Raw genomic sequence first — 22,171 nt, forward strand, 5'->3', positions numbered from 1 at the left:
GCGGGTCGGAGCCGACAGCTCGGGCCGGCGGCCGGCGGCGGCATACGATCCGGGCATGCGTGCGTCAGGAACGTTCAAGGTGGCCGGCTTCACCCCGGCGCCGGTGGCCGGCCCGGCGATCGAGACGGCGCTGCCGGTCGGGGTCGCCACCATGGACAAGCTGTACGAGGGTGAGGTGGCGGGTCGCTCGGCCACCCTGTTCACCGCCGCGTTCGATCAGGCCACCAGCACCGGCACCTACGTCGCGATGGAGTCCTTCGAGGGGGAGCTGAACGGCCGCGTGGGCGCCTTCAACTTCGCGCACTCGGCGACCACCATGGGCGCGGGCGGCCAGGACGAATTCTTCATCATCGTTCCGCGCAGCGGAACGGGTGCGCTGGCCGGGATCGGTGGGACGGGCGGCATCGCCGTCGACGCGGACGGTACGCACCGGATCTGGTTCGACTACGACCTGCGGCGATAGCGCGCGTCGGGTCAGGCCAGCCGCCCGACGGCCGGCGGCTCCCCGCGCAGGTAGCCGGCCAGCGCCTCGCCCAGCCGTCGGCTGGCGGCCCGGGAATAGTCGCTGGTCAGCGCGGCCGGGTGAGCGGTCGCGACCGTGCGGGGGTGGGTGATTTCACCAGCCAGGCTCCCGGACGCATCGCCGCGAGCACGGCGCCGTCGATCCGGCTCACCCGCGCCGAGTCATCGGCAGCGGGATCCGCGATCCGGGACGGACCCCACGCCAGCCGCCCGGTGAGTCCGGGTTCGGTGCCCGACGGGGCGCCCGGGGTCAGCCGAAGGTGAAGGAGTACGCGCTCAGGCCCGGCGACAGGGTCACCCGCAGGATGCCTTGTTCCTGGCTCGTGCGGCTGAGCACCGTATAGATGTTCGGCGCGCCCGAAACCTGGTACGTGGTGGTCTTCCCATCGACCGTGGCGGTGATCGTGCCGGTACCGCCGACGTCCAGGTAGATGTCGTCGGCCAGGTAGTTGAGCGTGATGCCGGCGTTGGCCTGGGCGGTCAGCGACTCGTCGCTGGCCGACCAGGTGCCGGTGAGGGCGAACTCGTCGGCGGGTACCGAGGAGGGGTACTTGTAGGTGGCCGTACCGGGCTGCAACGGCGTGTCGCCCCCGTACGTCTGTGCGCGCGCCAACCCGAGGTACGTCTCCGGGGTCTGGCTCGCGTTGGTCGGCGTGGTGTCGGCGACGTTGGTGGCCGCGGGCAGGCTGACGTTCGGGTTGGCGGCCTGCAGCAGCTGCCGGATCAGGGACTCCGTGCCGCCGTAGTCGCCCTCGCCGATCGAGACGTTACGCACCGTGCCGGTCGAGTCGATGAGGTAGTCGGCCGGCCACGACTCGTTGTTGTAGTTGGTCCAGGTCGTGTAGTTGTTGTCCAGCGCGACCGGGTACTTGATGTGCAGCCGGTTGGCGCCGGCCTCGACGTTGCTGGCCACGTGCTCGAAGGCGTACTCCGGGGTGTGCACCCCGATCACCTCGAAGCCGTCGGCCTGGTACGCCGAGTACCACGCGGTGACATGGGTGATGGCGCGCTGGCAGTTGATGCAGGAGTACGCCCAGAAGTCGACCAGCACGACCTTGCCCTTGAGCGAGCTGAGGCTAATCGGTGCTCCCCCAGGCGTGTTCAGCCACTGGGTGATGCCCGAGATCGCCGGCGCCGCGCCGCAGTTCTCCAGGGTCGCACCGGCGCCCGCCTCCGCCGCCCCCGCGCACGCGGCCAGCGAGCCGCCGGCGCTGCCTCCGAGGGCCTTCGCGAGGCTGCCCCCGGCAGCGTGCGCCGCCGCGTTCAGGCCGGTGGTGTAGTCCGGGATCGTGCGCTGGATGGCGTCGGTGATGTTGAACGTGAGCGCCACGGCCAGCCCGATCACCACCACACCGGCGGCGATGCGGATGCGGCGCTGCCGGCGGCGGAAGGCCCGCAGGCGCTCGGCGAGCCTGCGCCCGGCCAACGCGAAGAACAGCAGCGGAACGGCGTTGCCGGCGGCGTACGCCAGGGTCAGCACGACTGTGCCGCCGCCGATCTTGCCGGTGGCCCCGGCGACCGCGATGGCCGCGAGGACGGGCCCGGCGCACGGGACGTAGACGGCGCCGAGCGCGAGCCCGAGCACGAAACCCCCGCGCTCCCCGCTCACCCCGCGCTGCGGGATCCGCGAGAACGGCAACTCCAGCAGCGCCTGCACCCGCGGCACCATCATGCCGAGGCCGAGCAGCACCAGCACCGCCAGGCCGACCCAGCGGATGATGTCCTGCGGCACCGGAAGCGCGCGCAACACCAGCGATCCCAGCAGCGTGAAGACGCTGAAGCTCAGCGTGAGCCCGGCCACGACCAGGTACGGCCGCCGGCCCGCGCGCCGCTCGCGCTCCCGCTGCTGCGCCGCGAGGCGCTTGCCGACCCGGGGCGCAGCCTTCCCGGCGCCCGGCCTGCCGCTTCCCGACTTGCCATTCGCCGGACTGTCGTCGCCCGCCGCACCCGGTGCGGTGCGAGCGCTCTGCACGCCGCCGGACAGGAAGATCACCGGGAGGACGGGCAGGATGCAGGGCGAGATGCCGGTGATCAGGCCGCCGACGAGACCGATCAGGACGAGCGTGAGCACGGGATCCTCCGGTACCTGGACGGCCTGCATCGCGATCCGGTCACGACGCCATCCGCGATGCTGGCAGGCGCCGACCCCCGGCGCACAGGCCGGGGGCCGGTGCGCATCCGCCGGCCGGCCGCCACGAACCTGCCGACAGACATGGCTCCATGATGCTCAGGCCGGACGACGGCGACCAGGACACCCCGGTACCAAGTCCTTACAGCCCTCTTACGCGGACGGACCCGGCCCCGGGCGGCGATCAGGACTCACCGATGTCCGAACCCGGCCAGTTGAACGAGCCGCCCTGGTACTCGGTGCCGTCCTCCACGATACAAAACGGATTGCCCCACGGGTCCCGGGCGAAGAAGGAGCGCTCGCCCCAGGGCTGCACCTCGATCTCGCCGCGCACCGGATCGAGCGCGGCGGACAGCGCCACGGCGCGGGAGCGGACGTCGTCCAGCGGTTCGCCGGTGGAGAAGTAAACGTGACCCGGATTCGGGCCGGTCCAATCGGGGTCGCCGTCGGCGATGGGGTCCCAGCAGGCGACCAGCACGCCCTCGCAGTCGAAGTAGTGCCGGCCGGCGGTGACCCGCTCGCCGTCCTGGCCCAGCAGCGTGGCGTAGAAATGCGCGGCGGCATCGATGTCCCCGACCGGCAGGATCACTCGAAACACACGCATGGAAGCATCGTATGCGGACAAACCGGGCCGGCGGGCCAGGTCCCGGGCGCGGGGCCGGGCGAAACCGCACCCACGATGGCCGGCGCCCGCGCAGCCACGCCCCCGAACGGGCCGCCCCCGAACGGGCCGCCCGCGGAGGGGCCGCCGCGGACGGGCCCGCCCGCGGCGGGCGGCGATCCGGGATGAAGCGGAGGCCCCGCACCGGACGGAGGCCCACGATCCGGGCCGGCCGGCACTCGAAACGTGCCCGGGTATGGCGGCGCCGGTGGCACCCGCCGTACCCGGATTGGTCGCCGAGCTGGTGATTCGGGTGGTTCGGGTAGCTCAGGTGGTGATCTTGCCGGTGCCGGCACCGGTGGTCACGATGGACTTCACCGAGGCGGCCGGGTCGACGGTGTAGGCGTACGGGATGCTGGCCACCGATCCGCCGGTCGGGATCGGACCCGAGATGACCTGGTGGGTACGGCGTGGGGTGACCCGGCCGGCGACGGCGGGCGGATCCGTTGAGTTCGCTGCCGGAGGCGGCGTCGCGCGCCGCGGCCAGGAGTTGCCGCCCGATCTGCGGCCCGGGATCGCCGCGGGCCAGCCAGCCAACTCCGGCGCCCGGAGCGGCTCAGCCGCCACCGGCGTTCGGAGCGGCCCCGTCACCACCGGCGGCCGGAACGGTCCCGGCGCGGCCGGGCGATCTCGTGGTCAGACCATTCTTTGAATATATGGTCTGAACGGGATCAGGCGTTACCCAAACGGGCGCCGGGCACCCCAACAGGAATGCCCGGCGCCAGCGGGTCGTCGATCGTTACAGGTACTGCCCGAGCAGCGTCAGGTCGGCCGGGGACAGCCGGTCCCGGGCCGTCTTCGCCTGGTGCCAGTAGGGGTACAGCAGCGGGATGGCGCTGACATCGTCCAGCCGCTTGCGCTCCTCCGCGTCCAGGACCAGGTCGGCCGCGGCGAGGTTGTCGGCGAGTTGTTCGCCGGTGCGGGCGCCGATGACGAGCGAGGTCACCGCCGGCCGGCCGAGCACGTAGGCCAGCGCCACCTGGGCGGCCGAGACGCCGTGCGCCTGACCGATCTCGATGAGCGCGTCCACGGTGTCGTAGAGCTTCTCCCGGTCGTACACCGGCGGCTCGCCCCACTCGGTCAGCTGCCGGGAACCCGCCGACGGCTGCTGGTCGCGCCGGTACCGGCCGGACAGCAGGCCGCCCGCGAGCGGGCTCCAGACGAGTACGCCGAGCCCCTGGTCGACGGCGGCGGGGATCAGCTCGTACTCGGCGTCACGGGCCTGCAGCGAGTAGTAGATCTGCTGGCTGACGAACCGGGGCAGGCCGTGGCGCTCCGCGGTGCCGAGCGCCTTCATCAGCTGCCAACCGGCATAGTTCGACGCGCCCACATAGCGCACCTTGCCGGAGCGCACCAGCAGGTCCAGTGCCTCCAGCGTCTCCTCCAGCGGGGTCACGCCGTCCCACTCGTGCACCTGGTAAAGGTCGATGTGGTCGGTGCCCAGCCGGCGCAGGCTGGCCTCGCAGCCCGAGACGATGTGGTGGCGGGACAGCCCGGCGTCGTTCGGGCCGGAGCCCATCGACATGCGCACCTTGGTGGCCAGCAGGACCTTGTCCCGGCGGCCACGCAGCACCTCCCCCACGATCTGCTCGGACAGCCCGCCCGAGTAGACGTCGGCGGTGTCTATCAGGTTCACCCCGGCCGCCAGGCACATGTCCAGCTGCCGGCGAGCCTCGTCCACATCGGTATTACCGACGTTGGCGAAGTTCCCGGTACCGCCGAACGTCATCGTGCCCATAGTCAACACGGATACCTGCAGGCCGGATCGGCCCAGTGCGCGATACTCCATGCGCGCCAGCTTAGGCGCTGTTCCGCCGATCGCCCGGCGGCCGTTGGCCGCACCGGTGGCCGCCGTAGCGCCGCGCACCGAGCGTCCCGGCGGAGACGACTCAGAGTTCGCCGATGCCCGGCCGTCGCCGACGCCGCACCACCAACGCCCCACCGCCGAGCAGCCCGACGGCGCACAGCGACACCAGTAGCCAGGCGAGCCACCCGCTCCCGGTACCCGTGTTGGAGGCCAGCACGACCGGCGGCCCACCGACCGACGCCGAGGCGGCGGCGACGGCGCTCAGGGGCTTGCCCGACGGCGACGCGAATCCCGGCGCGGAGGTTGCCGGCGCGGAGGTTGCCGGCGTCGCGGTCGCGGTGACCGCTCGGGCCGGAGTGGACTTCGCGGTGACCGTTCGGGCCGCCACGGGCTTCGTCGTGGTGGTCCGGGCCTCCGGCGTGGCCGCCCGGGTCGCCTTGACCGTCGGGGCGCCGGTGGTGGCCGCGGCCGCGACGATGGTGTACGTGGTGCTCAGGCTGGGCGAGCCCGCCGCGTTCGCCGTGGCCCGGACCACGTGCTTGCCTGGCGTGCGGTCCTTCGCCGGCGGCAGGCCGTAGAAGCGGCCCCGGCAGCCGTAGTTCTCGTTGTCCGCGCTCACGGTGGCCAGCGGGCTGGAGTCGAAGAAGAAGCTGACCTGCCCGCGGGACAGGTCGGAGTTCATGGTCGGTTTCTGCCAGTGGAGTTCAATGTCGAAGTTCTCGCTCGGGGTGCCACTCGTCGCCCCATAGATCTGAGCGTCGGCCGGCAGGGTGGGAGGCGGCATCCGGCAACCCCGGTCAGTTCGGGCATGCCGGACGGCGCGCACCCATCCAAGTCAGGCAGATACCGGTCGCCTGCGACGCGACCGGTCGGGGCGCCCGCGACGGGCGGATTAGCCGGACGGCCCGGCGGGTACCTACCGATTCGTTAGTCACCGAACGATTCCCCGGCGCTTCGACCAGGAGGTGCAACGATGCGTATCTCAGGCGTCGTCATCGTCATATGGCTCATCATTGGGGCGGTCGCCGCCGGTCAACGCGGCTATTTCGGAGATTCCAAAACGAACTGCGCCAAGGCCGGCAACACCGTACTGACCATCATCTCCGGGCCGCTGAACTACATCGGCGTCAACCCCAAGGTAAATTGCCACACCCCGCAACCCTCGAAGTAACCGCAACGCGCCTCGAAGTGACCGCACACGCCGACCTGGCCGACATCGTCGCCGCGCCGAACCTCATCGGCGCGGCGACGACCGCAATCGCGCCGCAGACCGCTCCGGTCCGGGCCCGCGAACCCGGACCGGAGCCACCCGCCGAAGGGCCGAGACCTTTCACGTCACCCGATACCGGCCGCGGCCGACACCGCCCTACCGGTCAGCACGGTGGCCAGGTGCGAGCGGTACGCCGCCGAGGCGGTCAGATCGCTGGTCGGCCGGGTACCCTCGCCCGCCGACCCGGCCGCCGACCCGACGGCGTCCGCTGTGGCCGGAGCACCGGTCAGCGCCAGTTCCACGGCCCGGGCCCGTACCGGCACCGGACCCATGTTCGTCAACGCCACCCGGGCCTCGACGATGGTCCCGTTCTCCCGGCGCACCGCGGCCGCCACGCCCACCAGCGCCCACGCCTGGGCCATCCGCTGGAACTTCTCGTAATGGCTACCCCAGCCCTCGTGCGCCGGGAAGCGCACGCCGACCAGTACGTCGGCCGGCCCCAACGCCGTGGTCAGGTAGTCGACGAAGAAGTCGGCGGCCGGCACGTCGCGCCGCCCTTCCGGCCCGACGATCCGCATCGTTGCGTCCAGCGCGACCGCGACCGCCGGCAGGTCGCCGGCCGGATCGGCGTGCGCCAGCGAGCCGCCGATCGTGCCCAGGTGCCGCACCTGCCGGTCGGCGACCGTCGCGGTGGCCCGTGCCAGCAGCGGCACGTACCGGCGGACCAGCGGACTGGCCAGCACGTCGGCGTGCGGCGTCATCGCACCGATCAGCAGGTCGTCACCGTCCTGGCGGATGCCGCGCAGCTGGGTGATGCCGCCGAGGTCGATGAGCGCACCCGGCGTGGACAGCCGCAGCCGCAGCATTGGAATCAGGCTTTGGCCGCCGGCCAGCACCTTGCCGTCTTCTCCGGCTTCCGACAGCGCACGCACCGCCTCGTCGACGGTGGATGGACGCTGGTAGTCGAAGGGCACGGGGATCACGACCGGCCACCGCCATTCTGGATCGCCTGCCAGACGCGCTCCGGCGTGCAGGGCATGGGTACGTCGTCGACTCCGTAGGGACGCAGCGCGTCAACCACGGCGTTGACCACCGCCGGCGTCGAGGCGATGGTGCCGGCCTCGCCGATTCCCTTGGTGCCCAACGGATGGTCCGGCGCCGGGGTCTCCGTGCGATCGGAGACGATGTCGGGCAGGTCCGCCGCGCTGGGCGGGGTGTAGTCGACGAACGTGCCGGTCAGCAGGTTGCCGTCGGCGTCGTACACGGCCTCCTCGAACAGCGCCTGGGCCACCCCCTGCGCCACGCCACCGTGTACCTGCCCCTCCACGATCATCGGGTTGACCACCCGGCCGACGTCGTCGACGGCCACGTACGAGCGGATCGACACCCGGCCGGTCTGCGTGTCCACCTCGACGGCGCACAGGTGAGTGCCGTGCGGGAAGGAGAAGTTGACCGGGTCGTACACGTCGTCCGCGTCCAGCGTGGGCTCGACACCGTCGGGCAGGTCGTGCGCGGCGAACACGGCCAGCGCGCAGTCGGCCAGCGACTTGCCCCCGTCGGGCGTGCCCCGCACCCGGAAGGCACCGCCGCTGAACTCCACATCGGACACATCGCACTCCAGCAGGTGCGCGGCGACCGGCTTGGCCTTGTCGACGACCTTCTTGCACGCGTTGACGAGAGCGAAGCCGCCGACCGCCAGGGAACGGGAGCCGTAGGTGTCCATCCCCTTGTACGCGCTGCGCGTGTCGCCGTGCAGCACCTCGACGTCCTCGAACGCCACCCCGAGCTGGTCGGCCACGATCTGGCTCCAGGCGGTCTCGTGCCCCTGCCCGTGCGGGGAGCTGCCGGTGACCACCTCGATCTTGCCGGTCGGCAGCACCCGGATGCTCGCGCTCTCCCAGCCTCCGGCGCCGTACCGCAGGCTGCCCAGTACCCGCGACGGCGCCAGCCCGCACATCTCCGTGTACGTCGAGATCCCGATGCCCAGCTGTACCGGGTCGCCCGAGGCGCGTCGCCGCTCCTGCTCCCGGCGCAGGCCGTCGTAGTCGAACAGGTCCCGCGCCTTCTGGGTGGCCGCCTCGTAATCGCCGGAGTCGTAGGTCAGCCCGCAGACCGTGGTGAACGGGAACTCCTCATGGGTTATCCAGTTGCGCCGCCGCACCTCCAGGGGGTCCAGACCCACCTCGACGGCCAACTCGTCCATGATGCGCTCGATCGCGTACGTCGCCTCGGGCCGGCCCGCTCCCCGGTACGCGTCGGTCAGCGTGGTGTTGGTGAACACTCCCTGGCACTCGAAGCGGTACGCCGGGAACTTGTAGATGGCGTTGTACATGAAGGCGCCCAGCAGCGGCACGCCCGGCCCGACCAGGCCCAGGTAGGCGCCGAGGTTCGCGGTCAGTCGCACGCGCAGCCCCAGCACCGTGCCGTCCCGGCGGGCGGACAGTTCGAGGTCCTGGATGACGTCGCGCCCGTGGTGGGCCGACATCAGGCTCTCCGACCGCGTCTCGGTGTATTTCACCGGCCGGCCCACCCGGCGCGCCGCGAGGACCGCGATCATCTCCTCGGCCGTCATCTGCAGCTTGCCGCCGAACCCACCGCCCACGTCGGGGGCGATGACCCTGATGCGGTGCTCCGGTGTGCCGGTGACGACGGCCAGCAGGAAGCGCAGCACGTGCGGGATCTGGGTGGCCGACCAGAGCGTGAGCTGATCCGCCGAGGCGTCCACCACCACGCTGCGCGGCTCCATAAACGCCGGGATCAGCCGCTGCTGCCGGTACCGGCGGCGGATGACCACCTCGGCGCCGGCGGCGGCCTCGTCCACCGCCCCGCCCGTGCCGGCCTGCGCCGAGTCGAAGACCCACGTGTACGCCTTGTTCGTGGTCTGGTCGGTGTGCACCAGCGGGGAGCCCTCGGCCAGCGCCACCTCCATGTCCAGCACCACCGGCAGCGGCTCGTAGTCGACCTCGATCGCGGCCAGCGCGTCCACCGCGCTGGCCCGGTCGCGGGCCACCACCACCGCGACCGCCTCGCCGGTGTGGCGCACCTCGTCGACGGCCAGCGGCGGGTGCACGGGCATGACCAGGTCCTCGGTGACCGGCCAGGCGCAGGGCAGCCCGCCCTGCGTGTCGGCCACGTCCCGGCCGGAGAACGCCGCGACCACGTTGGGTTCCCGCAGAGCCGGCGAGGTGTCCAGGTGGGTGATCCGGGCGTGCGCCAGCGGGCTGCGCAGGATCGCCAGGTGGAGCATGCCGGGCAGCGTGATGTTCTCCGTCCACATGGTCTGCCCGGTGATCAGCCGCGCGTCCTCCTTGCGCCGGCGGGCCGAGCCGACCTCCGGGGCCGGTCGTGGGGCGGTGACGGTCATACCGTCACCTCCCGCTGCTCCGGCGCGGCCTGCGCCGGCACCTCGGACGGCGCCTCGGCGTCGGGCGCCCCGGCCGCGTCCCGCATGGCCGTCGCGGCGTCACGCACGGCGCGGACGATGTTCTGGTACCCGGTGCACCGGCACAGGTTGCCCTCCAGCCCCTCGCGGACCTCGGTGTCGGTGGGGTCCGGGTTGTCGGCCAGCAGGGAGACCGCAGCCATGATCATTCCGGGGGTACAAAAGCCACACTGCAGCGCGTGGCGCTCGTGGAACGCGCGCTGGACCGGGTGCAGCGCACCGCCCGGCTCAGCCAGCCCCTCGATGGTGGTGACCGCCTTGCCATCGGCCTGGACGGCCAGCATGGAACAACTCTTCACCGAAACGCCGTCGAGCAGCACGGTGCATGCGCCGCAGTTACTGGTGTCGCAGCCCACCACCGTGCCGACCTTGCCGATCCGGTCGCGCAGGTGCTGGACGAGTAGGGTGCGCGGTTCGACGTCGTCGTCATAGCGCACGCCGTCGACGTGAAGTTGGATCCGGGTCATAAACCCTCCCGGGCGGGGACGGGATCCGGGCGGTCGCACCGGATCGTGGGCACGCGTGCCCGTCGGCCCGGCGCCGGCGGCTGTCCGGCCGCGCCCGGGTCACCGCGGCGCGCTGGACATTAGCCAATATCTTCTTTCACGTTCCCGCAAGAGGCCGCCCGGCCAGGCCAATCGGCACCGGGATCGACGCCGGTCAGCAGTTGCGACACCATGACGCGTTCCCACCTGGTGGATGCGAGGCCTCGCCGCCCCTGCGCCCGCGCCCCGGATCAGCGACCCGGCGGCGGATTCATGGTCACCGCTTCGGTGCGGCGATAACCCGGACCAATTCCCGCAGCGAGGCGAGGCTGTGCCCGGCGACGAAGTCGTCCAGGTACGGCAGGGCCGCCGCCATCCCGCCGGCCACCGGCTCGTACCCGGGCTTGCCCCGGTGCGGGTTGACCCACACCAGCCGGTACGCCAGCCGGGACAGCCGGGCCACCTGGGCGGCCAGCGCCGCCGGGTCACCCCGCTCCCAGCCGTCGCTGCCGAGCACCACCACCGCCCCGCGCGCCGTGCCCCGCTGCCCCCAGCGGTCCAGGAACGCCCGCAGCGAGTCGGCCAGCCGGGTGCCGCCGCGCCAGTCGGGGATGGCGTTGCCGGCGGCGGCCAGGGCCGCGTCCGGATCCCGGTGCCGCAGCGCCCGGGTCACCCGGGTCAGCCGGGTGCCGATGGTGAACACCTCGGTCTGCGTGGGGCGCCGGCGCACCGCCGCGTGCCCGAAGCGCAGCAACGCGTCGGCGTACTGCGCCATCGAACCGGACACGTCCAGCAGCAGCACCAGCCGGCGCGGGCGCGCTCGCCGCTTCCGCCGGGCCAGCCGGGCCGCCTCGCCGCCGTGCCGCAGCAGGTACCGCACCGTGCGCGCCCGGTCGATCCGGCCGCCACCGGCCGGGCGGTACCGGCGGCTGGGGCGCACGGCGGTACCCGGTGCCAGCAGCGCCAGCAGCCGGCGCACCTCGGCGCGCTCGGCGGCCGAGAGCGTGGCCACGTCCCGGTGGCGCAGCACCTCCTCGGTGCTCGCGGACAGCGCCACGACGCTGTCCGGCTCCGCCCCGTCCCCGGTGCCCGTGCCGCCGCCGAGGGTCAGTGACGGACGCAGGCGAGCGCCAGCGGCGCCTCCCCGGGGCGAGGGCACCCGGCCGCCGAAGTACGCGTCGAACGCGGCGTCGTACACCGGCAGGTCGTCCGGCTGGGCGCACAGCATCAGCCGGCCCGCCCAGTACGCGGCGGACGGGCGCGCGACGCCGAGCACGTCCACGGCCGCCAGCATCGCCTGTACCCGCTCGAAGCTCGCCTCGATCCCGGCCCGGCGCAGCACACGGGCGAAGCCGACCAGCACCCCGGTGACGTCGTGCCCCGGCACCGCTCAGGCACCGACCAGCGCGGCGAGGCCGGCGGCGCGCACCCGGTCGGCGTCCTCGCGGTATTTCAACACGGCGCCGAGGGTGGCCGCCGCGACCTCCGGGTCCAGTCCGGTGGCGCCCAGCGCCGCGACCGCGCCCGCCCAGTCCAGTGACTCGGCCACGCCCGGCGGCTTGATGAGGTCGAGCTCGCGCAGCCGGGCCGCGGCCCGCGCCACGTCGACGGCCAGCCGCTCGGTGATCTCGGGCAGCCGGACGCGCAGGATCTCCACCTCGCGCTCGAAGCCGGGGTGTTCGACCCAGTGGTACAGGCACCGGCGCTTGAGCGCGTCGTGCACCTCGCGGGTGCGGTTACTGGTCAGCACCGTCAGCGGCGGCTGGGGCGCGGCGACGCGGCCCAGCTCCGGGATGGTGATCGCGGCGTCGGCGAGCACCTCCAGCAGGAACGCCTCGAACTCGTCGTCCGCGCGGTCGATCTCGTCGACCAGCAGCACGCACGGGCTGTGTTCCAGGGCCTGCAGCAGCGGGCGGGCGATGAGGAATCGGCGGTCGTACAGGCTGGCCTCCAGCTCGGTGCCGTCGGGCGGCACGCCGGCCGCCGAGGCCGCCGCCTCCACCGCGCGCAGGTGCAGCAGCTGGCGCGGGAAATCCCAGTCGTAGAGCGCCTGCGAGGCGTCCAGGCCCTCATAGCACTGCAGCCGCACGAAGCGCGCCCCGGTCGCCGCCGCCAGCGCCTGCGCGAAGGCCGTCTTGCCCACGCCCGCGTCGCCCTCCAGGAACAGCGGCCGCCCCAGCCGCAGCGCCAGGTATCCGGCGGTGACCAGCCCCTCGTCGGCCAGGTAACCCTGACCGGCCAGGGCCGCTGCCAGCTGCTCGACGGTCGCGGGCGGGGTGGCCCCGCTGGCAGAGGTCATTCCCTCACTATGCCGCCGCCCACCGCGACCCGCCATCCCCGCCGGCGGCTCAGGCCACCGAACGCACCCAGCGGGCGACCACCTCGTCCAGCACGCTCAGCGGTAGCGGGCCGCCGCCGAGCACCACGTCGTGGAACTGCCGGATGTCGAAGCGCTCCCCGAGCGACCGGGTCGCCTCGGCCCGGATCCGCTGGATCTCCAGCCGGCCCACCATGTACGACAGCGCCTGGCCCGGCGCCGAGATGTACCGGTCCACCTCGGTCGCGATCTCCAGCAGCGCCATCGGAGTGTTGGCCGTCAGGTAGTCGATCGCCTGCTGGCGCGACCAGCCCTTGAAGTGCAGGCCGGTGTCCACCACCAGCCGACCCGCGCGCATCGAGTCCAGGGTCAGCATGCCCAGCCGGTCGACGTCCCCGGAGTACAGCCCCATCTCGTCGGCCAGCCGCTCGCAGTACAGGCCCCACCCCTCGGTGTACGCGGTGACACTCGCGCACTGGCGCAGCAACGGCAGATCGCGCCGCTCCATCAGGACCGCCCGCTGGAAGTGGTGCCCCGGCACCGCCTCGTGGAACGCGCTGGCCTCGGACGTCTGCCGGCCGCGCTCGTGCGCCCGGTAGGTGTTGGCGTAATACACGCCGGGGCGGGTGCCGTCCAGCGACGGCGCCATGTAGTACGCCGGCGGGGCGGCGGGCGCGTCCGCCGCCGGTACCGGTTCCACCCGGCACCGGCCGGCCGGCAGCCGCCCGAACCAGGCACCCGCCGCGGCCTCCGCCCGTTCGATCGCGGCCCGGGCGGCGTCCAGCAGCTCGTCGGCGTCCCGCCAGCGCAGCGCCGGATCGCCGCGCAGGCGCTCGAAGATGGTCGCCAGGTCGGTGGTGCCGAACACCCGCGACCCAACCTCGGCGTACTCCTCGGCCAGCCCGGCGATCAGGTCCAGCCCGGTGCGGTGCAGTTCCTCCGGCGAGCGCCCGGTGCTGGTGTGCGCCCGCGACAGGGCCGCGTACATCTGCTCGCCCCCGGGCAGCCAGCGCAGCCCCGAACGGTCCTCCGGCCGGCCGACCTCGCTGAACTCGGTCGCCAGCGCGTCCCGGTACGCGGCGAACGCCGGCCGCACCACCTCGGCCAACAGCCGCTCCCGCTCCGGCCCGAACGACGGGTAATCGACCGGCGCCTGCGGGCGCAGCAACGGGTCGGCGGCCGGATCGGCCAGGTACCGGTCGAGGTGCGCGATCGCGCCGCGGACCAGGTGCGCCACCGGCGAGCGGCCAGCGGCCAGCCCCTCGCGGTGGCGGCGCAGCACCCCGCTCAGGTAGTCGGGCACCGCACGCAGGCGGGTCAGGAACGCCTCGGCCCGCTCCTTGTCCGGCAAGGTGATCATCGGCAGGAAGGACAGCAGGCTGGCCGCCGGTGCCGAGAAGTGGCCGCTGATCGCGTACTCGGTGGTATGCGCGTCGACCGAGTCGATCAGGGCCCTGGCCTGCTGGGCGACCACCGCCAGCGTCACCGCGTCATCGTCGTCCACAGTGGACCCGGTGAGCCGGTCGGCGCGCTCCCCCAGCCCGAGCATCCGCTCCCGCAGCTCCTGCTCGGCCCGCTCGGACGGGTCGCCCAGCAGTTCGTCGTACCCGGGCAGCCCGAGCAGCGAGGCGCTCAGCGGGCTCGCCTCGAACATCGCCGTGGTCATCTCGTTGGCCAGCCCGGCGGCCGAGTCTCCCGCCGGGTTCGCCGCCATCGCGCTCGTCATGCGAGCGAGCCTAGTCGGGGTGGACCCGCTCCCCGTGCGTTCAGGGGGTGACCCGCACGCGGTTGGCCGGCCCCAGCCAGTCGTGCAGCGCCTCCGGCAGGCCGGCCGGGCCCGCCTCCGGCGAGGCCCAGGCGACGTAGCCGTCCGGCCGGATGAGCAGCCCCGCGACGCCGTCGACGGGCCCGGAGTGGTCCCCGGCGCACACCACCCGTACCCGGTCGGTGTGACCGCCCGCCGCCGCGCGGGTCTCCGGCGAGTCCGCGAGGTCCAGCAGCACGGCCCGGCCCTCGCGCAGCGCGGCCGCGACGGCGGCCCGACCCGCCGGCTCCAGCGGCAGCGGCGGCGTGAACCGGCCGACCAGCGGATGCGCCGTCGGCGACCGGTCCGGGTCGTCGCGCGGGACCGGACCCGCCGAGCCGGACCGGCCGGAGCATCCGTAGTCGATGTCGGTGTTGTTGACCAGTGCCATCAGGTGCCGCTTGGTCGCCGGATCGGCGAGCAGTTCGCCCAGGACCAGTCGTAGCGCGTCGACCTGCGGCCCCGGCCGCATCAGCGCCACCTGCGCCCGGGTGTTGCGCAGGACCCGCGCGCCGACCGGATGGCGCTCCGCGGTGTACGTGTCGAGCAACCCCTCCGGCGCCAGGCCGCGCACCACCAGGCCGAGCTTCCAGCCGAGGTTCACCGCGTCCTGCATGCCGAGGTTGAGCCCCTGCCCGCCGATCGGAGAGTGCACGTGCGCCGCGTCACCGGCCAGCAGCACCCGCCCGCGCCGGTAGGTCGCCGCCTGACGGGTGTTGTCGCTGTACCGGATGCCGGCCCCGAGCCTGGCGACGGTCGCCGGCACCCCGCTGGCGCGGCGAATGCTCGCCTCCAACTCCTTGACGGTCACCGGCGCGTCGCGCTCGTCCGGCCCGCCGTCGAACTCGATGGTGGCGACCTCGCCGGCGACGAGGGACAGGTTGACCAGGCCGCCGGGGCCGCGGGTGACGGACCGCACGGCGTCCGGGTCGGCGAGTTCGGCCACCGCGGTGCGTCCGGTCATCGTCGCGGCGGTACCAGGGAAGTCGATCCCGGCCCGCTTGCGCACGACGCTGCGACCGCCGTCGCAGCCGACCAGGTAGGCGCCCCGCACCGAGCGGCCATCGGCCAGCACGGCGACCACGGCCGATCCCTCGTCGATCACGTCGACGACCGGGCAGCCGGGCCAGATCCGCACGCCCAGCTCGCGCGCCCAGCTCAGCAACACCTGCTCCAGCAGGTGCTGCTTGAGCAGGAACAGCTCCGGGATGCCGCTGCGTTCGCCGGCCTCCTCGACCAGCGGCAGCCCGGCGAAGTGCCCCTTGGCCCGGCCATCCCGCAGCATCCGGACCAGCGGAGCGATCTCGTCGGTGGCGTCGCCCGACCGACGGTCCGCCGCCCGCCGCGCGAACATCCCCCACTGCGCCTCGGCCAGCGGTCCGGTCAGCCCGCGCAGCTCCAGCGTCTGGACGCTGCGCCCGTTGATGCCGCGCATGCCGAGACTGCGGGTCTGCCGCCCGGCATCGTCCGCGGCCTCCAGCACCAGGGGGTCGGCGCCGGCCAGCCGCAGCTCGGCGGCCAGCAGCAGGCCGGTGGGGCCGCCGCCCACGACGACTACATCGTTCATCGGTCCGATCTCCTTACTTACGCCGTACGCTTACGCCGTAAGTGAAAACCATACGGTGTAAGTTGTCAACGGCGATGACGAGCGAGGGAGGCGCGACGAATGGTCCGGCGTGAACCGCTGAACCGGGAGAAGGTGCTGACCGCGGCGCTGGCGCTGGCCGGCGAGGAGGGCCTGGAGGGGCTGTCGATGCGGCGGCTCGCGAAGGCTCTCGGCGTCGAGGCGATGTCGCTCTACAACCACGTCGCGAACAAGAGCGACATCCTCGACGGCATCGCCAACCGGGTCCTCGCCGAGGTCCGGCCCGCCGATCCCGCGCTGCCCTGGGCCGAGCGGATCCGGGTCACGGCGCTGGGCATGTACCAGGCGCTGCGGCGCCATCCGGTGGTACCGCTGTCACTCGCGACGGATCAGGCGAACCCGGCGACAACCCAGGCGCTGCGGCCGCTGGACGACCTCGTCGGGGCGCTCTACGAGGCGGGCTTCGACGACGCCGGGGTACGACAGGCACTGGGCGGGGTGAGCGGCCTGGTCTTCGGCTCGATCCTGCTGTCGACCGCCGGCTTCGCCCGCCCGCCGGCGCCGGGGGACGTCGAGCACCACGAACAGTGGGATGAGTACGCCCGCCGGATCGACCCGGACGAACTGCCGCACTTCAACCGGCTGGTGACCGGCAATCGCGACGCCGACCCGGAGGAGGACTTCGTCCGGGCGCTGGACATTCTGATCGCCGGCCTGATCGCCTCGACGCCGTCCCGCACCTAGGCCGCGCCCGTCGGGGCTCAACCACGGGCGGTAAGCCATGCCGGCGTCGGCTATCGTGGCCGCGAATGCACACGCCGACCCCCACCGACCCCCGCCGGCAGGCCCGACCCGGATCGCCACGCCCCACCGCCGCCGACCTGGCCGCCGCGGCGGGCCGCACGCTGCCCGACGTGATAGCGCCCGGCCTCGCCGTCCTGTTCTGCGGCATCAATCCCGGCCTGCTCTCCGCCGCCGTCGGGCACCACTTCGCCAGGCCCGGCAACCGCTTCTGGCCAACCCTGCACCGCAGTGGGTTCACCGACCGTCAACTGCTCCCGCAGGAGCAGTCCGACCTGCTGGACCTGGGACTGGGCGTGACGAACGTGGCCGCGCGGGCGACCGCCCGGGCCGACGAGCTGAACACCGCCGAGCTGATCGAGGGTGCCGGCATTCTGCGCCGCAAGGTCGCCCGGTACCGGCCCCGATGGGTGGCCGTGCTGGGCATCGGGGCCTACCGTACGGCCTTCGGCGCGGCGGACGCCGTGATCGGCGCGCAGGACAACCCGCTGGCCGGGGCTCGGGTCTGGGTGCTTCCCAACCCGAGCGGGCTCAACGCGCACTACCCGCCGCCCCGGCTCGCGGCCGAGTTCGCGGCGCTGCGCGAGGCTGCGTTCGACCCGGCAGATCGATCTTGAGAGCCACCGGGGCGCGGGATGCCAGCATGAGCGAGCCGCAGATGTGGAGGACTCAACCGTCATGACGAAAAAGAGGACCAGCCTGGCCGGGGTGCCGGCGGCGCGGAATCTGGGCGGAGCGTTCGAGGAATCCGAGGTGGTACGGGAGCGCCGGCCGGCCAAGATGGTCACCGCTCTGCGCCTGGACCTGGACATTCAGGCCGAGTTGGAGGTCGCCGCGAGCGCCCGCGGCATCGGCTCCTCCACCCTGATGCGGCAGATCATCGAGGAGTGGGTCGCCGCGCACCGTGGCACGCCCGCCCCCGACCAGCTGAATGAGCTGGTGCGCCACCTCGACGCGGCTCGCCGGGCCGCCGCGTCGCTGACGCACGACCGCGCCGCCTGACCGGCCCCGTCGGGGACAGCGGCGGTCGAGCGAGGCGCCCGGGCAAGATGAGCGATGCTCGTGGTACCCGTAACCGGGCCGGATCGCCGTCGTTCTCGCAGATAGATGGGAACTTCCCCATCGACCCCTCGAGTAAAGGATCAACCGACGCATGTCTGTTGAGCCTGCCGCGCCCCCACGGCCCCACTCCGCGCACGTCTCCTGGGCGCTGATCCCGATCACACCGGCGGTGAGCTGCGCACTGCTGACCGTCGGTGGCACCGGGCTGCTGCCCCGGCTCGTCGCGCTGGCCGCCGCGGTCGCCGCCTCCACCGCCGTACACGCCGGCCTGCTGGTGCGGCTCGCCCTGTCCGCCCACCTGCGCCGGCGCACCGCGCGGCTCTGCCGGCGCGCCGGGCTGCTGGGCCTGAGCCTGCTGGTCACCGGCGCGACCGTGGTCGGCACCGCCGTGACCGGGTCGGATTCGGTGTCGCACGGTGCCCTGCACGATCCGTTCGCGGCCCGGCTCGGCGCGGTCGGCCTGCTGCTGGCCACCCTGCTGTTCCTGCTCGGGCTGATCCTGCCTCCCGGGTCGACGGCCGACCCGGTGGACCGGCTGCACCAGGCCCTGGATGGCCTGGCCATCGTCGCCTGCCTGGTCTACGCCGCCTGGCTGATGGTGATCCGGCCGGCCGGCGGCACCCACGCGCTCGCGGCGGGCGTGGCGCTGTTCGGCTGCGCGGCACTGGCCATCGCGACGGTCGCCGGGCTGCGCTCGGTGCGCCACCGGCCGGCCGCCCTGGCCTGCTGCGCCGGGGCCGCGCTGGCCATCACCGGCCTGGGCACCACCGTGGCCCTCTTCGCCGGTGCCGCGCCGGCCGCCTGGCTGCCGGTGGCCGCGCTGGCGCTGGTGTTCGGGCCGGTGCTGTGCTGGGCCGGAGCGCTGGCAGCCGCACCCGAGGCGGACACCGACACGGACTCCAACGCCGCGGCGGCACCGGCCGGGCACACCACCGACCCCGGGTTCGCCGGCTACCCGATCCTGGCGGTACCGGTGGGCACCGCGCTGGCCGCGACCGCGTACCGGCTGGCCGGCGCCCGGCCGTTCGACCCGGCATCGGTGGCGCTGGGCCTCGGCGTGCTGGCCGCCCTGGCGGTACGGGAGTGCTTCACGCTGCTCGACTTCCGCCGGTACGCCCGCCTGATCGCGGCGCGGGAGGCCCGGTTCCGGTCGCTGGTCACCGGCTCGACCGACATCACCGTGGTGCTCGACGCCGACCTGGTGGTGACCTGGCAGTCGCCGGCCTCGGCGCACCAGTTCGGGCTGCGCGACCAGGACGTGCTGGACCACCCGTTCATGGCGCTGGTGCACCCCGAGGACGCGGCGGCGGTACGGAAACGGCTGATCTCGATGCACGGCGCCCAGCCCGGCGGCACCGCCGCGCCGGTCCTGCTGTCGGCGCGGCTGCGCGACGGCGACGGCCACTGGCGCGAGACCGAGTCCACGGTCAGCGACCAGCGCGCGGTGCCGGAGGTCGGGGCGCTGGTGGTGCACGTGCGCGACGTCGGGACGCGCCGGGAGGTGGAGCGCGCGCGGCGGCGTAAGGCCCTCATCGATCAGCTGACCGGGCTGGCCAACCGTCGCCAACTGCTGGACACGCTCACCGCGATGCGCGCGGTACCCGGACAGCCCGGCGCACTGCTGATGATCGCGTTGAACGCGCCCACCGATCGGACCGGCAAGGCCAACACCGGCGATGCCAACACCAGCAGTGCCAGCAACGGCGGTGCCAGCAACGGCGGGGGTCGGCGCGAGGTCGCCGACGAGGTGCTCATCGAGGCCGCCCGGCGCCTGCGCGGCACGATCGCCGCGTCCGACCGGCCGGCCCGGCTATCCGGCACCGAGTTCGCGGTCGCCACGGCAGAGGGCGCGGTCCGGGCGTACGCGCTGGCCAACCGGGTGCTGTCCGAGCTCAACCGGCCCTACCAGGTCGCCGGGGCCACCGTGTGCCTGACCGGCGTCGTCGGCCTGGCCGAGTTGGCCGCCGCGGACGGCGCCGCCGACGCGCTCAACCGCGCCGGGCTGGCCGTGCGGCGGGCCGGGCAGCTGCGCGGCGGCGACCGCGTCGAGTGGTACGACGAGGCGCTGGAGGCCGCCCTGCTGCGCCGGTTGACGCTGGAGCAGGAGCTGCCCGGCGCGCTCGCCCGGGGCGAACTGGACCTGGTCTTCCAGCCCATCCTCGACCTGGTCGAGGACGTACCGGTGGGCGCCGAGGCGCTGCTGCGCTGGCGGCACCCGAAGCGGGGTACCGTGCCGGCCGCCGATTTCGTGTCGGTGGCCGAGGACCTGGGCCTGATCGACGAGATCGGCGAGTGGGTGCTGCACCACGCCTGCCGGCAACTGGCCGGCTGGCTGCACGACGGGCTGGACCTGTGGTTGTCGGTCAACCTGGCCGCCCCCCAACTCGCCGCGCCCAACCTGGTCGCCCGGGTCGGCAGGGTGCTGGACAACCACCACATCCCGGCCGAGCGGCTGGTCCTGGAGATCACCGAGCAGGGGCTGGGCCCGGACCGGCAGGGCGCCGTGGCGCAGCTGACCGGGCTGCGGTCGCTCGGCGTGCGCACCGCCCTGGCGAGCTTCGGCACCGGACCGGCCCCCCTCGCGTCCGTGCGCCGGCTGCCGGTCGACGTGCTCAAGGTGGATCAGGCGTTGTTCACCGGCACCATCGCGCACACCGGCCCGGCCACCCCGATGATCGACGTGGTCGTGGGGCTGGGCCGCCGGCTCGGCCTGGAGATCGTCGCCGAGCGGCTGGAGGACGAGGCCCACCTCGACCTGGTACGGGCCGGCGGGTGCCGGTACGGGCAGGGGTTCCTGCTGGGCCGCCCGGAGCCGGCCGAGCACTTCGAGGCGTACCTGGAGACCCACCGCTCCCCGACCGCCTAGCGGCGGTCTCAGCGGGTAGCGCGGTTCAGCGGTTGGCACCCACCGGCGCGGGCCCGGACGTTCCTGGGGTGCCCGGTGTGTCCACCGTCCCGGCGCGCACCCGGTCCCGGGTATGCCAGGCGATCACGAACACCATCAGCCACAGCCCGCCCAGCAGCGTCGAGGCGATGACCTCGCTGGGCCAACTCCAGCCGACATAGACGCGGGCCGCGCCGACCACGAACACCAGCCCGGCCGCGGCCGTCCAGGCCGGTACCGCGATCCGCCAGCCGAAACGCCGGGACAGCAGCCATGCCAGCATGCCCAGGCTGGCGGCGACCACCGCCGTCTGGTTGGGGAAGAAGCCCGGCCTGGGGGTGGCCTGCGGCGCCCGCTCCCAATCGGCGGCCAGCGAGATGATCACCAGCGGGAGGAACGCACCCCCGGTGCCCAGCACCCCGACCAGGTCCACCCGCCACACCCGCGAGCGCCAGTTCAGCGCCACGGCGAGCACGCCCACCAGGACCACCAGGAAGGTCCCGCGCAGCGTCAGCAGGGTGTCGGTGGCCACGCTCACCGCCGCGTGCGTGCGCCGGGACGACACCCAGTGGGTGATGAACGGGTCCGCCAGCAGCAGCCCGCTGTTGCGCACCAGGTGGTCGACCGCCCAGGTCAGCGCGTACCCGACGCCGAGCAGAGCGAGCCCGCCGCCGAGCACGTTGACGGCGACCGCGCCGCCCACCCCGATCCGCTCGGTGAGCCAGCCGAATGCGGCCCGGTAGGCCCGGTCCACGAACCGCAGCGGCGGCCAGGCGGCCAGCCGCTTACCCAGGTCGGCCATGGGATCCGGGTGGCGGCCCAGGTAGCGGCCGATGAGCACGATCGCCACGATCACCACCACGAGGGTGAGCAGGGCGCTGGTGGCTTGCCCGAACAGTTCGGTGGCGGTGGCGTACGAGCGGCCGGCCAGGTACCCCACGACCACGGTGCCGCCGGCCACACACGCCACACCCACCGCGTTCCAGGGCAGAAAGGAGCTGTACCGCATGCCGGACATGCCGGCCAGACGGGGCACCAGGGTACGGGCGAAGGCGATGAACCGGGCCATCAGCACCGCCCGGCCGCCATGCTTGAGCAGCAGTGCGTCCGCCTTCATCCAGCGGTGCTCGCCGACCCGCTGCCCCAGCCGGGTGTGGCGCAGCCGAGGCCCGACCCGTCGCCCCTCGAAATAGCCGACGCTGTCGCCGATCAGGCCACCGGCGATCATCAACGGCACGGCGATCCCGAGGTGCAAAGTACCCCGATAGCACAGAAACCCGACGACAAGCAGGGTGATCTCGCCGGGCGCGACCAATCCGAGTATTGTTGCGGTCTCGCTGCCAACGATCACGGCGGCGAGGAGATAGATCAACGCCGGTGGCCAATCGGCCAGGGCGCTCAATAGCTGACTCACGCCGCTCCCCGTAACATGCTCCGATCTTGCCAGCCCGCAGTGCGAGCTA

19 protein-coding genes are annotated in these 22,171 nt (G+C 73.3%); 6 read left to right on the forward strand and 13 right to left on the reverse strand.

Features of this window, described 5'->3' with window-relative positions:
- Positions 1-55: 55 nt before the first annotated feature.
- Positions 56-463 carry a DUF3224 domain-containing protein gene (locus ABEA87_RS25090; RefSeq protein ID WP_345633432.1) on the forward strand — a complete coding sequence of 136 codons (408 nt, stop codon included), beginning with the start codon at positions 56-58 and terminating at the stop codon, positions 461-463.
- 309 nt (positions 464-772) lie between these two features.
- On the opposite strand, the gene ABEA87_RS25095 is transcribed toward ABEA87_RS25090, so the two are convergent.
- The 5 genes from ABEA87_RS25095 to ABEA87_RS25115 form a co-directional block, all read right to left on the reverse strand.
- Positions 773-2,623, reverse strand: coding sequence for a cytochrome c biogenesis protein CcdA (locus tag ABEA87_RS25095; protein WP_345633433.1), 1,851 nt, complete (start codon positions 2,621-2,623; stop codon positions 773-775).
- A gap of 211 nt (positions 2,624-2,834) precedes the next feature.
- Positions 2,835-3,254 carry a VOC family protein gene (locus ABEA87_RS25100; RefSeq protein ID WP_345633435.1) on the reverse strand — a complete coding sequence of 140 codons (420 nt, stop codon included), beginning with the start codon at positions 3,252-3,254 and terminating at the stop codon, positions 2,835-2,837.
- A gap of 324 nt (positions 3,255-3,578) precedes the next feature.
- The gene (locus tag ABEA87_RS25105; RefSeq protein WP_345633437.1) at positions 3,579-3,848 is read right to left on the reverse strand and encodes a hypothetical protein; all 270 of its coding nucleotides are present in this window, start codon (positions 3,846-3,848) and stop codon (positions 3,579-3,581) included.
- A gap of 202 nt (positions 3,849-4,050) precedes the next feature.
- Positions 4,051-5,100, reverse strand: coding sequence for an aldo/keto reductase (locus tag ABEA87_RS25110; protein ID WP_345633439.1), 1,050 nt, complete (start codon positions 5,098-5,100; stop codon positions 4,051-4,053).
- A 100-nt stretch (positions 5,101-5,200) separates the two neighbouring features.
- Entirely contained in the window at positions 5,201-5,902 is a 702-nt protein-coding gene (locus ABEA87_RS25115) for an LPXTG cell wall anchor domain-containing protein (protein WP_345633441.1), read from the reverse strand.
- Positions 5,903-6,091: 189 nt separating this feature from the next.
- Here ABEA87_RS25115 and ABEA87_RS25120 point away from each other — a divergent pair, with 189 nt between their 5' ends.
- Complete coding sequence (locus ABEA87_RS25120; protein ID WP_345633443.1) at positions 6,092-6,289, forward strand: hypothetical protein; 198 nt, start codon at positions 6,092-6,094, stop codon at positions 6,287-6,289.
- A gap of 164 nt (positions 6,290-6,453) precedes the next feature.
- Here the strand turns inward: ABEA87_RS25120 and ABEA87_RS25125 are convergent, their stop codons facing one another.
- From ABEA87_RS25125 to ABEA87_RS25155, 7 genes are all read right to left on the reverse strand, one after another.
- A complete protein-coding gene (locus tag ABEA87_RS25125; RefSeq protein WP_345633445.1) occupies positions 6,454-7,311 on the reverse strand; it encodes an FAD binding domain-containing protein in 858 nt (285 codons plus the stop codon).
- Positions 7,308-9,692, reverse strand: coding sequence for a xanthine dehydrogenase family protein molybdopterin-binding subunit (locus tag ABEA87_RS25130; RefSeq protein ID WP_345633447.1), 2,385 nt, complete (start codon positions 9,690-9,692; stop codon positions 7,308-7,310). Before ABEA87_RS25130 ends, ABEA87_RS25125 begins: the two co-directional genes overlap by 4 nt.
- Entirely contained in the window at positions 9,689-10,237 is a 549-nt protein-coding gene (locus ABEA87_RS25135; protein WP_345633450.1) for a (2Fe-2S)-binding protein, read from the reverse strand. Before ABEA87_RS25135 ends, ABEA87_RS25130 begins: the two co-directional genes overlap by 4 nt.
- Positions 10,238-10,532: 295 nt before the next feature.
- Entirely contained in the window at positions 10,533-11,642 is a 1,110-nt protein-coding gene (locus ABEA87_RS25140) for a vWA domain-containing protein (protein WP_345633452.1), read from the reverse strand.
- Positions 11,643-11,645: 3 nt separating this feature from the next.
- A complete protein-coding gene (locus ABEA87_RS25145; protein WP_345633455.1) occupies positions 11,646-12,554 on the reverse strand; it encodes an AAA family ATPase in 909 nt (302 codons plus the stop codon).
- Between the two features lie 49 nt (positions 12,555-12,603).
- Positions 12,604-14,298, reverse strand: coding sequence for a DUF885 domain-containing protein (locus tag ABEA87_RS25150; protein ID WP_345633457.1), 1,695 nt, complete (start codon positions 14,296-14,298; stop codon positions 12,604-12,606).
- 40 nt (positions 14,299-14,338) lie between these two features.
- Complete coding sequence (locus ABEA87_RS25155) at positions 14,339-15,943, reverse strand: FAD-dependent monooxygenase (protein WP_345633459.1); 1,605 nt, start codon at positions 15,941-15,943, stop codon at positions 14,339-14,341.
- A gap of 99 nt (positions 15,944-16,042) precedes the next feature.
- On the opposite strand from ABEA87_RS25155, the gene ABEA87_RS25160 reads away from it, so the two are divergent.
- The 4 genes from ABEA87_RS25160 to ABEA87_RS25175 all read left to right on the forward strand — a co-directional run bounded on the left by ABEA87_RS25160 (position 16,043) and on the right by ABEA87_RS25175 (position 20,690).
- Complete coding sequence (locus tag ABEA87_RS25160) at positions 16,043-16,705, forward strand: TetR family transcriptional regulator (RefSeq protein WP_345633461.1); 663 nt, start codon at positions 16,043-16,045, stop codon at positions 16,703-16,705.
- A gap of 65 nt (positions 16,706-16,770) precedes the next feature.
- A complete protein-coding gene (gene mug / locus ABEA87_RS25165; protein ID WP_345633464.1) occupies positions 16,771-17,379 on the forward strand; it encodes a G/U mismatch-specific DNA glycosylase in 609 nt (202 codons plus the stop codon).
- Positions 17,380-17,440: 61 nt separating this feature from the next.
- Positions 17,441-17,764, forward strand: coding sequence for a hypothetical protein (locus tag ABEA87_RS25170; protein WP_345633466.1), 324 nt, complete (start codon positions 17,441-17,443; stop codon positions 17,762-17,764).
- Positions 17,765-17,915: 151 nt separating this feature from the next.
- On the forward strand, positions 17,916-20,690 hold the full coding sequence (locus ABEA87_RS25175) for a putative bifunctional diguanylate cyclase/phosphodiesterase (protein ID WP_345633468.1): 2,775 nt from the start codon (positions 17,916-17,918) through the stop codon (positions 20,688-20,690).
- Positions 20,691-20,715: 25 nt separating this feature from the next.
- Here ABEA87_RS25175 and ABEA87_RS25180 read toward each other — a convergent pair whose 3' ends face one another.
- Complete coding sequence (locus ABEA87_RS25180) at positions 20,716-22,122, reverse strand: VTT domain-containing protein (RefSeq protein WP_345633471.1); 1,407 nt, start codon at positions 22,120-22,122, stop codon at positions 20,716-20,718.
- Positions 22,123-22,171: the final 49 nt, after the last annotated feature.

Source organism: Rugosimonospora acidiphila, assembly GCF_039543385.1.
GTDB lineage: Bacteria > Actinomycetota > Actinomycetes > Mycobacteriales > Micromonosporaceae > Rugosimonospora > Rugosimonospora acidiphila.

Excerpts from the sequence above, each read along its gene's own strand:
- ABEA87_RS25090 (WP_345633432.1), top strand. The coding sequence starts at position 56 with ATGCGTGCGTCAGGAACGTTCAAGGTGGCCGGCTTCACCCCGGCGCCG.
- ABEA87_RS25095 (WP_345633433.1), bottom strand. The coding sequence starts at position 2,623 with ATGCAGGCCGTCCAGGTACCGGAGGATCCCGTGCTCACGCTCGTCCTG.
- ABEA87_RS25100 (WP_345633435.1), bottom strand. The coding sequence starts at position 3,254 with ATGCGTGTGTTTCGAGTGATCCTGCCGGTCGGGGACATCGATGCCGCC.
- ABEA87_RS25110 (WP_345633439.1), bottom strand. The coding sequence starts at position 5,100 with ATGGAGTATCGCGCACTGGGCCGATCCGGCCTGCAGGTATCCGTGTTG.
- ABEA87_RS25115 (WP_345633441.1), bottom strand. The coding sequence starts at position 5,902 with ATGCCGCCTCCCACCCTGCCGGCCGACGCTCAGATCTATGGGGCGACG.
- ABEA87_RS25120 (WP_345633443.1), top strand. The coding sequence starts at position 6,092 with ATGCGTATCTCAGGCGTCGTCATCGTCATATGGCTCATCATTGGGGCG.
- ABEA87_RS25130 (WP_345633447.1), bottom strand. The coding sequence starts at position 9,692 with ATGACCGTCACCGCCCCACGACCGGCCCCGGAGGTCGGCTCGGCCCGC.
- ABEA87_RS25135 (WP_345633450.1), bottom strand. The coding sequence starts at position 10,237 with ATGACCCGGATCCAACTTCACGTCGACGGCGTGCGCTATGACGACGAC.
- ABEA87_RS25145 (WP_345633455.1), bottom strand. The coding sequence starts at position 12,554 with ATGACCTCTGCCAGCGGGGCCACCCCGCCCGCGACCGTCGAGCAGCTG.
- ABEA87_RS25150 (WP_345633457.1), bottom strand. The coding sequence starts at position 14,298 with ATGACGAGCGCGATGGCGGCGAACCCGGCGGGAGACTCGGCCGCCGGG.
- ABEA87_RS25155 (WP_345633459.1), bottom strand. The coding sequence starts at position 15,943 with ATGAACGATGTAGTCGTCGTGGGCGGCGGCCCCACCGGCCTGCTGCTG.
- ABEA87_RS25160 (WP_345633461.1), top strand. The coding sequence starts at position 16,043 with ATGGTCCGGCGTGAACCGCTGAACCGGGAGAAGGTGCTGACCGCGGCG.
- mug (WP_345633464.1), top strand. The coding sequence starts at position 16,771 with ATGCACACGCCGACCCCCACCGACCCCCGCCGGCAGGCCCGACCCGGA.
- ABEA87_RS25170 (WP_345633466.1), top strand. The coding sequence starts at position 17,441 with ATGACGAAAAAGAGGACCAGCCTGGCCGGGGTGCCGGCGGCGCGGAAT.
- ABEA87_RS25175 (WP_345633468.1), top strand. The coding sequence starts at position 17,916 with ATGTCTGTTGAGCCTGCCGCGCCCCCACGGCCCCACTCCGCGCACGTC.